This window comes from Pantoea sp. USMM079 (genome assembly GCF_037153115.1).
Classification (GTDB): domain Bacteria; phylum Pseudomonadota; class Gammaproteobacteria; order Enterobacterales; family Enterobacteriaceae; genus Pantoea; species Pantoea communis.
The window spans coordinates 31,013-43,843 of record NZ_JBBCKX010000015.1; the positions used below are offsets into that span (position 1 = coordinate 31,013).

Below are 12,831 nucleotides of genomic sequence, written 5' to 3' on the forward strand. Positions count from 1 at the left end.
GATACGCATGACTGCGCGCCCTGCAAAATAGGTTTAATGATTTTGCAGGGTCGCCGTGCATCAACACCGCCCGCCATTCTTCCATTTTCCGCAATAATGACTTCGCAAACCCGGCTATTCTGCCGCGCCACAGGCTGTGCCAACCTTTAGACAGGGTTCGGGATCATCCCGGCCACCACGAAAGGACACTGATGATGAAACTCTACCACTTCCCGCTTTCTGGTCATGCGCACCGTGCACGTCTGCTCCTGTCCCTGCTCGACCTGCCACACGAGGTGATTGATGTTGACCTCGCTAACGGTGAACACAAATCCCCGGCGTTTCTCGCCATCAACCCGTTCGGCCAGGTGCCGGTGCTGGAGGATGACGGCGTGTATATCTCCGACTCCAACGCCATCCTGGTTTATCTGGCGAAAAAATCAGGCCGCAGTGAGTGGCTGCCCGAAGATGCACTGGGCGCGGCGCAGGTGCAGCGCTGGTTATCGGTGGCGGCAGGCGAACTGGCTTATGGCCCTTGTGCGGCACGCTTGATTACCGTGTTTGGTCGCCCGTTCAACCCTGACGAAGTAATCGCTCGTGCGCACACCATTTTGGCGTTAATGGATCAACATCTTACCGGGCGTGAATGGCTGGTCGGCGATCGCCCGACCATCGCGGATATCGCGCAGTACAGCTACCTGATCGGCGCGCCGGAAGGCAATGTGGATCTCTCTGGCTATCCGGCGGTCAATGCGCTGTTACGCCGTATTGAAGCGTTGCCGGGCTTTGTTCCCTTCCCGCAAACCGCTGCCGGTCTGCGCAGCATCGCGTGAGTTAACTATCATGGGCGAGAAACTTCCGGTATGGCATGCAGGTGAAATAGCCCTGCAGCAGCAAGCGGGCGTAGCCGAACGCATGGCGGAAGTCGGCCAACGTGTGATTCGCGACTACATGCCCGATCAGCATCGTGACTTCTACGCGCAACTGCCGTTTATCGTGGTAGGCAGCGTGGACCCGCGAGGCGATGCCTGGGTTACGCTGCTGGAAGGCCAGCCCGGTTTTATTTTCTCGCCCAATGCCACCACGCTGGATATTGCCGCCCAGCCGGATCCCCGCGATCCGGCTGCTGCCGGGTTCACTGATGGCGCTCCGGTTGGCCTGCTCGGCATTGAGTTGCACACCCGTCGCCGTAACCGCATGAATGGCATGTTGAGCGCGATTGGCGGTGGCTTTCGGGTACAGGTGGAGCAGAGTTTCGGCAACTGTCCGCGCTACATTCAGCTGCGCGACTTCCGCTTTGCTCGTTCGCCCAATGCGCCTGCTATAGGTGAGGTTGAAGTGCTCAGCACGCTCGATGAGGCGGCCCGCAACACCATCGCCACCGCCGATACGTTTTATGTCGCGACTTATGCCGAGCATCAGGTTGATGCCTCGCATCGCGGCGGCAAACCCGGTTTTGTGCGTGTGGATGACGATGGCCTGCTCACCATTCCCGATTTTAACGGCAACCTCTTCTTCTCCACGCTCGGCAACATCCACCAGAGCGGGAAAGCCGGACTGCTGTTTGTCGATTACCACAGCGGCGATACGCTGCAAATGACCGGCGATGCCAGCGTGATCCTCGACTCGCCGGAGATAGCTGCATTCCAGGGCGCCGAACGGTTGTGGACATTCCGCCCGCGCCGCATCGTGCGTCGTCATGCCGCCCTCGCCTTGCGCTGGGAAACGGAAGCAGGCGGTATCTCACCGGCGTCAGAAATGACGGGTGACTGGCAATCGGCTGCCGAACGCCTGCATGCCAGCGAACTGGCGCGACGCTGGCGGCCTTTTAGGGTGACGAAGATTGTCGATGAGAGCGCATCGATTCGCTCGTTTCATCTGATGCCAGATGATGGCGCCGGTTTGCTGGCGTATCAGGCAGGACAGCACTTGCCGATTCGCGTGCAGTTGCCTGGTACAGACAAACCGCTGATTCGTCACTACACCCTGTCGGTTGCGCCGTCGGACGGTTTTTATCGCATCAGCGTCAAACGCGATGGCGTGGTCTCGTGCTATCTGCACGAACATCTTCGGGTTGGTGATCGAATTGATACCCGTGCGCCAGCCGGTGATTTCACTATCGATGCACAAGAGACACGCCCAGCGGTGTTGATGGCAGCGGGTGTCGGCATCACCCCGATGCTGGCGATGCTGCGCCATCTGGTTTATGAAGGACGCCGCAAACAGCGGATGCGCCCGACCTACTTTTTCCAGTCCGCGCGCAACAAAGCGGAACGCCCTTTTGTCCGTGAACTGGATGCGTTGCTGGTGGCCTCACAGGGCGCATGCAAAATGGTGCGCGTGTTGAGCCAGCCAGAGAATGCAGAATCAGGATTCGATTACGATGTCGTAGGACGCATCGATATGGCGCTGCTCTCCCGGGTGCTGCCCTTTAACGACTACGATTTTTACCTGTGCGGTCCGCCGCAGTTTACGCAGGCGTTATATGACGGGCTGCGCAGCTACAATATCGCCGATAAACGCATTCACGCCGAAGCCTTTGGCCCGTCCTCGCTTCAGCGTCACAAAGATGAAGCGGACCCCGAATTGGCGCTGCCAGCGGTCGCAACGAGCGACGTACCGATTAAATTTATGACGTCGCTGAAAGAGGCGCCCTGGACACCGCAAAGTGGTTCACTGCTGGAGCTGGCCGAGGCGCGTGGCCTCAGCCCGGAATACAGTTGTCGTGAAGGGCATTGCGGCAGTTGCAAAACCCGGTTGCTGCGAGGTGCAGTCACTTATACAACCCGCCCGAGTGCCAGTGTGGCTGAGGATGAGGTGCTGATCTGCTGCGCGGTTCCGGCCCAGCAGGATGGGGACGTTGACGAAATTCATCTGGATATCTAAGTGTGCGCGACTGCCCGACCTTCAAATTAAAGTCATAACGCGCAGTAACCGATAACAGAATCATCACCTGAATCGGAGCAGTACGATGCGCATTCAACCACTGATTTTACTACTATCCATGTGCACGAGCGGGCTGACCCTCGCGCAAAGTGTTGAATTACGCGTCACGGGCGTCATTCAACCGTCAGGTTGCAAAACGCAGGTCATTCAGCCAACACTGTCGGCATCATCACTCAGTACGCCTTATACGTTTCAGTGTCAGCCAGGAAATAATGCGGTATTACGCCAGGCTTATACACCTGATGGAGCGAAGATCGACATGACCGCTGCCAGGGGTAAAGCCGGTGAAACCCATGGCCAACTGACTTTACATCGTATGCCCGCCACAGGTACGCATAATGCTTACCTTGAGGTTTATTACTATTAGCGACATGCGTAATGTTTATACGTTTGAGCATTGGCGTTGTAGTTGAAGTGAAATTAAGACGAGAAAACCGAACAAGATTATAAATATCGCGGCTGGCATGAATTTAAAACCAGCCGCACATGACACATGCTTTATTTATCTACCGGCCCACAACCACCGATGATTTTAGATATAGATACTGCCGGATGAAGCAAGTAATCGTAGTCACAGTTCTTTTCTTTGTTGTATACGCTTCCAGTACATCCAGACAACAAGGCGATTGCCGCAGCGGCAATTGAAAACTTGATGAGCTTATTCATAATAACGCGTCCATTTGTTAAAAGTGTTTTTGAAGATGTTGAATTACTGTTCTCATGCATTTAAAAATCAAGAAATCGCTGAGAATAGCAAGTAACAGGACATAAGAACCTTACAGCGCTTATGCGATAAATTATTAATTAAATATATAACTAAAGACAACATGACGAACCATCTCATGGTTATCATTTTTTGATTAAACTTTTGTAGTAAAAACCTGACAACTTCCATTAATGTCAGAAAACCCTTCAGGTTGATAATATTAATCATCAATTAAAGAGTTAGCAGGAATTTTAGGAAAATGACTACACTAGTGTTTAAACTAGTTATTTCGTTGTGAAGAATTAATCAGCATCCATACCAAATATGGCCTTCAGACGATCATATAATGTTGGCGACTACACAAATTTGAAAACACATCATTATTCTTACTGGCTCAAAAAATTATCATATGTAACATTACCTACAGTTACTGCATGAATGTTAAATAGGGATAGGTAATGGCACTTCAGAGAAAGTTGGCTTTAAACAGTGAAATCTGTGCGTTTACCCGCCAGGCGTTTATGAATACTTTAATGGTATCCGTACCAGGCAAGCCTTCACTTATGGCCCGAGAATTAATTGAGGTCGTGGCCAATGGCTCAAGTACTTGCCCGTAGAATCGCAAAATGCGTTTTCTTTATACTGTTGTCGCTTGTTGTTGGCAGATCGATCGGTTGCGCTGAAACGTATATCTCTCAGGATTTCGCCGATAAGATCGCAGTATTTATCAGCGGTGAATCCAATATTGAAACTCTCTATGATGCCTATTTCTATATTGATTTTTCCATCGTGATGTCCATCACTACAGCTGTTTACTTAACAATCGCGAAGTTAATTAAAAAAAAAAGGAGCAAGTAAAATGCCAATCCCTACGTATATGTGGCTAAAAGACGGTGGTGGAGCAGATATTCAAGGATCTGTCGATGTTCAGGATCGTGAAGGCAGCATTGAAATTATCGGCATGAGCCATGGCATTAACCTGTCGGTGTATGGATCTGACTGTAGATACCGTCACCTGGCAAGCGCTCTGTATCTGGTGAGCTACTGCTGAGCATACCGTTAAAGCGCAGGCATCAAGATTAATGCTTTTGATGGCGCTGAAGACGTAAAGGTGTTTTAGAAACCCACAAAAGCAAAAACCCAGCCATAAAGGCTGGGTTTTCAAAATGTTGGTGCCCGGACGCGGAATCGAACCACGGACACGGGGATTTTCAATCCCCTTGCTGAGAATTTCAGGTTGATTCCCTGCGGGAAAATGAGTCTTTAAACGGGTTTTACAGAATTGACGAGATGCATATTCGAACTTACTTCGGATGTGCAAAATGAAAATACTTCCCGTAATTTCCACCAAAGGTGGAGAAGGCAAATCTACGCAAGCCGCAAACCTCTGTGGCTTCCTCGCTGATGCAGGACTGAAGACGCTTTTAATCGATGGTGACTTCGGCCAGCCCACTGCCAGCAGCATCTATCAACTCACCTATGAAGCGCCGTGCGGCATATATGAACTGCTAATGCAGTCGGTAGATCTCGGTGATTCAACCAACATAATTTCCAACAGTTTCATCCCTAATCTCGACGTCATCATCTCCAACGACCCGCAAGCCCACTTGCTGACTGCCATGCTGCACGCCCCAGATGGTCGGTTACGCATGCGTAACGTGCTGCAGCATCCGCTGTTCAATGAGTACGACGTCATCATCATTGATTCACAGGGCGCGCGTTCGGTGATGTTGGAGCTTATTGCGCTCGCCGCCACTGACACAACCATCGGCATAGTGAAGCCGGTGCTGCCCGACATCCGCGAGTTTCTGCGCGGTGCTATCGCGATGTTCGAACAGCTACGCTCACTCTCCTCTTACGGCATAGCGCTACCGGCGATTCGCATTCTGGTGAATTGCATGGATTACACCTCGCTGGCCAAAACCACACTCGGGCAACTGGAGACGATTGTCAGCGAAGGGAAATATAGTCCCTACGCTGACGAGATCCCCGTGTCGTTGCTGAACACTCAAATCTACGATCTCGACATCTATAAGGCGGGCCACTTTGCTGGCGAGCCTGCGCACCGGCTTGAAACGCAGACCCGCCGCAAAAGCGATTCGGCGCTGCAAACCATGCACAACCTAGCGTGTGAATTGTTCCCGGAATGGCGCAATCAGTTTGGTGCGCTACTTTCACGCTCAGTGAAGGAGGTGAATCATGTCTAAGTCCAACAATTATCCAATCGAATTGCCGCATTCCATCGATGCTGAGCAGGCAGTGTTGGGCGCGCTAATGCTCGATAACGATCGCTGGGATGATGTGGTTACGCTGATTCAACGCGAAGACTTCTTCTCCGGTCCGCATCGCTCGATTTTTAAAGGCATCGACGAGCTGGCCAAAACCAACAGCCCGTTCGACCTGATCACGCTCAGCGAACTTCTGGAGCGTCACAACCTCATCGATCAGTGTGGTGGATTTGCTTACCTCGCCGAGCTGAGCAAAAACACGCCGAGCGCCGCCAACATCCTCGCCTACGCGCGGATAATTGCCGAAAAGAGCCAGCTGCGTCAGTTGTATGTGCTTGGCAACCAACTTACGCGCGATGTGCAGCTACCCAACGCCACCGCCAACAACATCACCGAAGTCGCCGAAAGCCAGCTGTTCAACCTTGCCGAGAAAGGCCATGCGCGCCAGCACCAGGAAATCACTGTTCTCGATGGCATGTCGCAATTGCTTACCCGGCTAGAAGAGACCACCGGCGGCAATGGCATCACTGGCACGCCGTCGGGTTTTCGGGAGCTCGACCAGATGACCTGTGGTTTGCAGGCGGGCGATTTAATTCTGCTGGCCGCGCGTCCTTCGATGGGCAAAACGGCGCTGGCATTGGCGATGTGCGAATCGGCGCTGGATGCACTGGAGAGCAATTTAGTTTTTTGCTTTAGCCTGGAAATGCCCGCTGAGCAGCTGATGATGCGGCTGGTTGCAATGCTGGGTAAGGTGGAGCTGAATTTGCTGCGCAGCGGCCAGCTCGATGATGAATGCTGGGCCAGAATCAGCATGGCAATGGAGCGCGTCACAGCCTGGAAAGATCGGCTGATCATCGATGAAAACAGCGACCAGACTCCTGCGCTGTTACGTGCCCGCGCGCGGCGTTACATCCGCAAATACGGACAACCGAGCCTGATTCTGGTCGATTACCTGCAGCTGATGCGCGCGCCTGAGCAGGAGAATCGCACGCAGGAGATATCAGAGATCTCGCGCTGCCTGAAAGCGCTGGCCAAAGAGTTGAAATGTCCACTGGTAGCATTATCCCAGCTCAATCGCCAGGTTGAATCGCGCCCCAATAAGCGGCCAAACAACGGCGATCTGCGTGATTCCGGCGCGCTGGAACAGGACGCCGATCTGATTCTCTTCATCTATCGCGATGAAGTTTATAACGAGAACTCCATCGAAAAAGGCATCGCCGAAATCATCATTGGCAAGCAACGTCAGGGCCCTATCGGCACCGTTAAAACCGCCTATGATGGCCGCTACACGCGCTTTTCAAATGCTGAAAACAACTCCTATCACTTCGGTTATGGGAGGGCTCAGGCATGACAGCGATGACAAAACAGCGCACAACCGGCCTGACAGATGCGCTTTTAAAACGCGGTCGTCAGGCCGAAGCAACATTAACCGTGGCAACGCCAGATGCGCCAGGCAGCGAAATGCCAATGGTGCTGACGCTGGAGCAGTTACGCCCCAATCCAGATAACCCACGCACTAGCCGTAATCCACGTTTTGATGACATCAAGGCATCGATTCGCGCGCGCGGCCTCGATACCGTGCCGAAAGTCACGCTCGATCCCGACAATCCAGGCTCTTACATCTTTAGTGACGGCGGCAACACGCGTTACCAGGCGTTGAGTGAGTTGTGGGCGGAGACGCATAGCGAACATTTCTACCGCGTGCATTGCTTGTTCAAACCCTGGCCAGGTCGCATCAAATGTGTGATTGGTCATCTGGCGGAAAACGAACTGCGTGGTGAGCTGAGCTTTATAGAGAAAGCGATCGGCATCCGCAACGCCCGCCAAATCATTGAGGATGAATCGGGCAAAGCGGTTTCCCTGCGAGAGCTGGCAACGGTGCTGACAGATCAAGGCTATCCGGTTAGTTACTCCAGCCTGAGCCGCATGGACAGTTGCGTCCGTCATCTCTATCCGCATTTACCGGCGCTGCTGGAGTCGGGTCTTGGCCGTCCGCAGATCAACGCGTTGTTGGTACTGCGCAGCGATGCCGAGAAATTATGGAATCACTATGCGGCAGAAGCCAAGCCGGAAGTGACGTTTGAAAACGTGATGACCAAAGTGTGCCCGCATTTCAATTCACCGGAGAGCTGGTCGCTGGAGATGTTCCGCGACGAGTTTATCGGCGAGCTGGTCAGCGCGTTGCCGCATCCATCGCTCAACTACGATCGTTGGCTGATTGAGCTTGATCCCAGTGAACAAAACCGTCGCCAGCTGTTTGGCGAACCCGAACCGGTTGCACCGCAGCTTCAGCAGCAAAACCAGCAGCCTGAACCGGAAGCAGCACCGCGCGCGCCTGCGCCGGTTCGCAAGCCAACTCCACCACCCACCACGCCCGGTGTTGCCAGTGGCAACACCTCCGAACCGAATTCCACTGTTGCCACTGGCAACACCTCCGAGCCGAGTTCTACTGTTGCCACTGGCAACACTTTAGAGATGGTTTCTGATGTTGCCAGTGGCAACACTCAATCAGCCGCACCAGATTTCTGGTCCATTCCGACTCTGCAGGATGACGCTGATCACCTGCGCAATATCGCCTTTCGCCTTGCCTTTGAGCTGGCCGATTCGGACAGCGATGGCGAAGCCGTCGTACCGGATAACAGCACGGCTTCAGCGGGCTATCGCATTGACGAAGAGCTCAGCGCCTCACCGATTTCATGCCTGCTTTCCTCACTGGCAGGCGGCGCGTGCGATGAGGATTTGCCTGACCTGATGCGCGAGCTGCTAATCGGCAGCAGCAATGCCGCACCTAGCTTTGATGATGCCCTCACCCAGACGTTCATGAAGTTAATCCGCACGTTGCGGCGGCTGCGCGAGCTGCAGCGCCAGAGCTGAGCGGCATTTTTAGTCGATTGAGATTACTGAAAACCGGAGATCACGATGATGAGTAACAGCTTGTCTCAGGCCACCAACGGCCTGCTTACCCAGTTAGTGATGGAACTCAAGTCAGGCTACATCCGCCGCTGCGAAGCGCTGGGTTTGATGCCAGAGGAAATGCAGATGCTTCATGGCCTCACCATTGAAGATTTGCACTACCTGATGAACAGCCCGGTATCGGTGCTGACCTTCCGCATTCACCACGAAAACCTGTCGCTGATGTTGCAGCAGGCACGGCGCGAGCAAAGACGCCTGCAGCGCATCGATCGCGCGCTGGCGCTCAACGGCTCTATCGAGTTGATGCAGCACTACTTCGGCCTTTCTACGGTTGAAGTCGCCGCACGCCGCCGCATGGCCGGTATCGAAGTGCGCAAGGGGCGCGGCGTGGTGCTCAACGACGAGGACAACGCCGAGATCTGGCGCAAGTGGCAGAAAGCCAGCATTGACGATCCCGACAGCGCCGATGGCCTCGACGTGATGATGCTGTGCGCTGAGCAGATGGATTTGTCGCTGACCGCTATCTGGCACGCCGTGCATGGCTGGCACGGCAACAAAAAGCCTGAGCCCGCAGCCATGCGGAAGATGGCATGAGTCGACGCAACCAGACGCTGACTGAAGGTCTTGTCGCGCCGGTCAACGTGCCAGAGCCCTGCCGCCGCAAAGCGGTGAGGCAACTGACGCTGTTCCGGTGCGGCAAGAACAACTTCACGCGCATCAAAGCGAACGGAGCGGACTATCTCAAAATCGACATTGGCCTGTTCTGGCGGCTGTTAAGTAAAAACAGCGGCAAAGACTGGGAACTGATGACGCATGAGAGATACAGCAAGGCGATCTGGAAATAGCGAGTGTTGTCACTCTGTATCCCGCGCGGGGTACAGCAATAACAGCATTCACCCGATGGCACGTAGCGATCGGCGGCAAAAGGAAATGACATGAATCTCCCCTCTGACAGCTTAATCGCTTTCACGATGGAAAAAATGCAGGCGCGCCTGGCGGAAAAGTCCAGTGACGATGGCGTCTCGCAGCTGCGAAGCGGTTTGCTGTATCTCGGCAATGTGCAGGATGCTTACCCGCGCCAGCTGCTGCTTGATACGCGGCTCTCACCGCTCGATAAAATGGCGTGGATGATGATCAGGCTGTACGCGCAGCAAAACCACGGCGCTGTATTCCCCAGCTATGACGAGTTGCAACTGCAGCTCGCTTCCCCGCACAAAGGCAAGGCATCGCGCGAAACGGTCAGCCGCGTGCTGCTGATGCTGCGACTTACCGGCTGGCTCAGCCTGTGTAAGCGCGTTCGCGACGATCAGGGACGCGTGCGCGGCAATATCTATGCGCAGCACGACGAACCGCTAACCTGCTGCGACGCTGAAATCATGGACCCGGCGTGGCTCGATACCGTCGCTGAAGCGTGCCGCAGCGGCAATAAAACCATCAAGCAAACTGCGTTGCAGGTGCTGGATGAAATCAAAAATGACCCGCAGATGCGCCACTGCAAAAGCCATATTAGCCAGATCGAAAGTCGTCTGGGCAAGCCACAAACGCCGCAGGAAATGGCCGTAGTCAGGAAGTTCACTCACCCGAATTCGGTTTCCGAACCGGGTATAAAAACACCGAGTTCGGAAGCCGAACCCATTATACCGGCGCATTCAAATTCACTGAGTTCGGTTTCCGAACCCTCGCTGATACCAAGGCTTCGGCCCGGAGTTCGGAATCCGAACGGTAACGTACGTTGTTTTACACAAGGTGTGAAAAAAAACACGTATACACCGGCTGCGCCAACATCGGAACTCATCCCCGAACGCTACCGGCAGCGTTTCAGCCAGGAAGATCTCACCATGCTTGAGCACCGGCTGGCAGCGTTGCCCGCTGAGCAGTCGCAGCAGCTGCTTCACCAACTTGGCCAGAATCTTGATGCCGGTTCAATCCAGAACCCAACCGGCTGGCTGCTGACGATTATCAAAAAAGCGAGAACCGGCCAGTTCACTCACGTTGCAGACCCGTCGCCTGTCGCCACACCGACTAAACCGGCACAACCTGAACCGACGACAAGGGCAACCAGCTCTGCCGCTGACATCGCTGAGATCGTGCAATCGATACGCCAACGCCTGAAAAGCTGACGAGCCAGATAACTGGCAGCTGTGTGAATGGTTTTACGATAGATGTTGCCTTAACGCTCCTGAAAACTGGTGCAGCATCATCAACTATATGGAGTGGGAAATGGCTGAAGAAAAGAACGAAACCGATACGGCCAAAGCAGGCGCGTTACGCTCCTCTTTGACCATTGAACTGCACTCGCATTATGCGATTCGATTGTGGGAAGGCCGCCGACGCCAACCTGATGACCTGCGCGAACGTGGCAGACCACAAATCCTCAGCATGCCGCGCGTGATTCAGCGCGCCGGTTTGATGAGCCGTGACGCCGAGGGTGATAACCCTTATGCAGATATGGCGCTGTTGAAGCTGGAGAACGCGCTGGATCTGGCGACCACTGAGATCCAGAAGTTGGTCGATGAGCTGGAAGCGACGCTTAAAGCCATCCCTGCGCGGATCTCACTGACGGATGTATCGTCGGTGTCGCCGCTCAATATTGGCGTCTTCAGCCGCACGCCGCTGGGTTATCGCTGCGTCTGGCTGTTGGTTGGTTATGATCAACTGGCAATGAAGGTGTTCCAGGCATCCCATTACGGGCTGATCAGCGGAAAAGAGCGCGATGAAATGCTCAGCAATGGCGGCCATCTGGTGCGCAAGGTGTATGGCATCGCACAGCACTATCGTTCGTTCGCTGTAACGCGCGCCGATCTGGAACAGAAGACGGTGATTGCCAGCGAAGCCGTCAAGCTGCTGGGCGATGTTGATCTGGAGGTGATGAGGGGAAAAATGCTCTCCACCTTCTCTCCAAACCTGAAAAAACTGGCGGATAGTAGTGAAGCTTCTGAATAACTTTCCGGCTCTTCAGCAAAGCCTTTTATGTCCTCAGCGATGCTGATAAGGTTAACAGGCTTCGATGTAGCACCCCGTGACTGCGGGATGGTTGGATGTCTTTTACGGGGACAGAAAATCATCAGTCCGGCAGGCAAATCACCGCACATCCGATTTGGTCTGTAAGGCGCACGCCCTCCGTGAAAACCGCGCCGGAGCTTTAACTCCCGGAGTAACGAATACACCATCGGTCTGCGTGCAGGCCCTGAGCGCTGGCAATTGCTGGCGCTTTTTTATTTTCATATCCGCAAAACTACTTTATCGCTGACATCCGCTTTTAGCGGCAGGACACTGGAACGGCATTATTGTTGTTGTCTCAACAACCAGCCAATGTTTCAGCAGCCTGAGAGAAACGCTTACGCGGTTGCCATCTAAAACTTCACGACCTGAGAGAAGTGCTGCTTGTGCAGTGGTCGATCCGCTCAACCTCTTAATGCGGATGTCACCTGTGTGATGAGGTTCTTTGTACTGACCAGCCAGCGCGGCATAGCTATCCGCGCTTCCTGACGGAAAGCATTTATCCGTCAGGGATGAATGTTTCTCCGTCACTATTTCCCACTCCCGGAGTAAACATCATGACTGCTACCACTACTAACAACGCTGCAAACAACGCCAACACGGCTTCTACCAAACCTGAATACTTCAATCTCAACATCAAGGGCCTGGGTTATCTGAGCAACATTCGCAGAATTGAAACCCTCACTGGCAGCTTCCTCAGCGTGGTGATTAATGCGCTGAGCGGCCCCACTGACAACCCTACCTATGTGCGCTTTGATGCCACTGTCGCCGGTAAGGAGGCAACGGACCTTATAAGCCGCTGTCAGAAAGCCGTAGACGAGGACCAGAAAGTGCTGCTTGGGTTTACTCTCAGCAACCTGACGTCTGACATTTTCACGCTCAACAAAGGTGATCATGCGGGCGAACAACGGGTTAGCCTGAAAGCTAGGCTGATTAAAGTTGATTGGATCAAGATTGGCCAGCAGATGGTTTTTAAGGCAGAAAAAACTGAAACGACCCCACCGAGTCATGCTGAAGGGCAACGCTCATATGCTAAAAATTCCTTTTAGCACAAACGAA

14 protein-coding genes and 1 pseudogene are annotated in these 12,831 nt (G+C 53.7%); 13 read left to right on the forward strand and 2 right to left on the reverse strand.

The features are described 5' to 3' along the window. The first annotated feature begins 194 nt into the window (after window positions 1-194). The 3 genes from WFP70_RS17890 to WFP70_RS17900 all read left to right on the forward strand — a co-directional run bounded on the left by WFP70_RS17890 (window position 195) and on the right by WFP70_RS17900 (window position 3,292). On the forward strand, window positions 195-812 hold the full coding sequence (locus WFP70_RS17890; RefSeq protein WP_337023998.1) for a glutathione S-transferase family protein: 618 nt from the start codon (window positions 195-197) through the stop codon (window positions 810-812). Between the two features lie 10 nt (window positions 813-822). After that, on the forward strand, window positions 823-2,865 hold the full coding sequence (locus WFP70_RS17895) for an FAD-binding oxidoreductase (RefSeq protein ID WP_337023986.1): 2,043 nt from the start codon (window positions 823-825) through the stop codon (window positions 2,863-2,865). An 85-nt stretch (window positions 2,866-2,950) separates the two neighbouring features. Further along, a complete protein-coding gene (locus tag WFP70_RS17900) occupies window positions 2,951-3,292 on the forward strand; it encodes a hypothetical protein (protein WP_337023987.1) in 342 nt (113 codons plus the stop codon). A 131-nt stretch (window positions 3,293-3,423) separates the two neighbouring features. On the opposite strand, the gene WFP70_RS17905 is transcribed toward WFP70_RS17900, so the two are convergent. Further along, a complete protein-coding gene (locus WFP70_RS17905; RefSeq protein ID WP_072050557.1) occupies window positions 3,424-3,591 on the reverse strand; it encodes a DUF4223 family protein in 168 nt (55 codons plus the stop codon). 634 nt (window positions 3,592-4,225) lie between these two features. Here WFP70_RS17905 and WFP70_RS17910 point away from each other — a divergent pair. The 9 genes and pseudogenes from WFP70_RS17910 (at window position 4,226) to WFP70_RS17950 (ending at window position 11,715) form a co-directional block, all read left to right on the forward strand. Further along, window positions 4,226-4,489, forward strand: coding sequence for a hypothetical protein (locus tag WFP70_RS17910; RefSeq protein ID WP_337023988.1), 264 nt, complete (start codon window positions 4,226-4,228; stop codon window positions 4,487-4,489). A 1-nt stretch (window position 4,490) separates the two neighbouring features. Beyond that, window positions 4,491-4,619 (forward strand): annotated as a pseudogene (locus tag WFP70_RS17915) (type VI secretion system tube protein Hcp); the annotation flags it as partial. Between the two features lie 334 nt (window positions 4,620-4,953). Beyond that, a complete protein-coding gene (locus WFP70_RS17920) occupies window positions 4,954-5,838 on the forward strand; it encodes a ParA family protein (RefSeq protein ID WP_058959274.1) in 885 nt (294 codons plus the stop codon). Beyond that, window positions 5,831-7,210, forward strand: a complete 1,380-nt coding sequence (gene dnaB-PI, locus WFP70_RS17925) for an SPI-7-type island replicative DNA helicase (protein WP_058959273.1) — start codon at window positions 5,831-5,833, stop codon at window positions 7,208-7,210. The genes WFP70_RS17920 and dnaB-PI overlap by 8 nt, the downstream gene beginning before the upstream one ends. Continuing rightward, window positions 7,207-8,733, forward strand: coding sequence for a ParB family protein (locus tag WFP70_RS17930; RefSeq protein WP_072226480.1), 1,527 nt, complete (start codon window positions 7,207-7,209; stop codon window positions 8,731-8,733). Before dnaB-PI ends, WFP70_RS17930 begins: the two co-directional genes overlap by 4 nt. 48 nt (window positions 8,734-8,781) lie before the next feature. Further along, window positions 8,782-9,366, forward strand: a complete 585-nt coding sequence (locus WFP70_RS17935; protein WP_058959346.1) for a DUF2857 domain-containing protein — start codon at window positions 8,782-8,784, stop codon at window positions 9,364-9,366. Further along, entirely contained in the window at window positions 9,363-9,617 is a 255-nt protein-coding gene (locus tag WFP70_RS17940; RefSeq protein ID WP_058959271.1) for a ParE family toxin-like protein, read from the forward strand. The genes WFP70_RS17935 and WFP70_RS17940 overlap by 4 nt, the downstream gene beginning before the upstream one ends. 90 nt (window positions 9,618-9,707) lie before the next feature. Next, window positions 9,708-10,892 (forward strand): STY4528 family pathogenicity island replication protein, encoded by a 1,185-nt coding sequence (locus tag WFP70_RS17945; RefSeq protein WP_058959270.1) that lies wholly within the window; start codon window positions 9,708-9,710, stop codon window positions 10,890-10,892. 100 nt (window positions 10,893-10,992) lie between these two features. Next, a complete protein-coding gene (locus WFP70_RS17950) occupies window positions 10,993-11,715 on the forward strand; it encodes a PFL_4669 family integrating conjugative element protein (RefSeq protein WP_082678094.1) in 723 nt (240 codons plus the stop codon). A gap of 297 nt (window positions 11,716-12,012) precedes the next feature. On the opposite strand, the gene WFP70_RS17955 is transcribed toward WFP70_RS17950, so the two are convergent. Further along, the gene (locus tag WFP70_RS17955; RefSeq protein WP_153012252.1) at window positions 12,013-12,303 is read right to left on the reverse strand and encodes a hypothetical protein; all 291 of its coding nucleotides are present in this window, start codon (window positions 12,301-12,303) and stop codon (window positions 12,013-12,015) included. A gap of 26 nt (window positions 12,304-12,329) precedes the next feature. Between WFP70_RS17955 and WFP70_RS17960 the strand changes: the two genes are divergently transcribed. Then, window positions 12,330-12,821 (forward strand): STY4534 family ICE replication protein, encoded by a 492-nt coding sequence (locus WFP70_RS17960; RefSeq protein WP_058959268.1) that lies wholly within the window; start codon window positions 12,330-12,332, stop codon window positions 12,819-12,821. Window positions 12,822-12,831 lie beyond the last annotated feature (10 nt).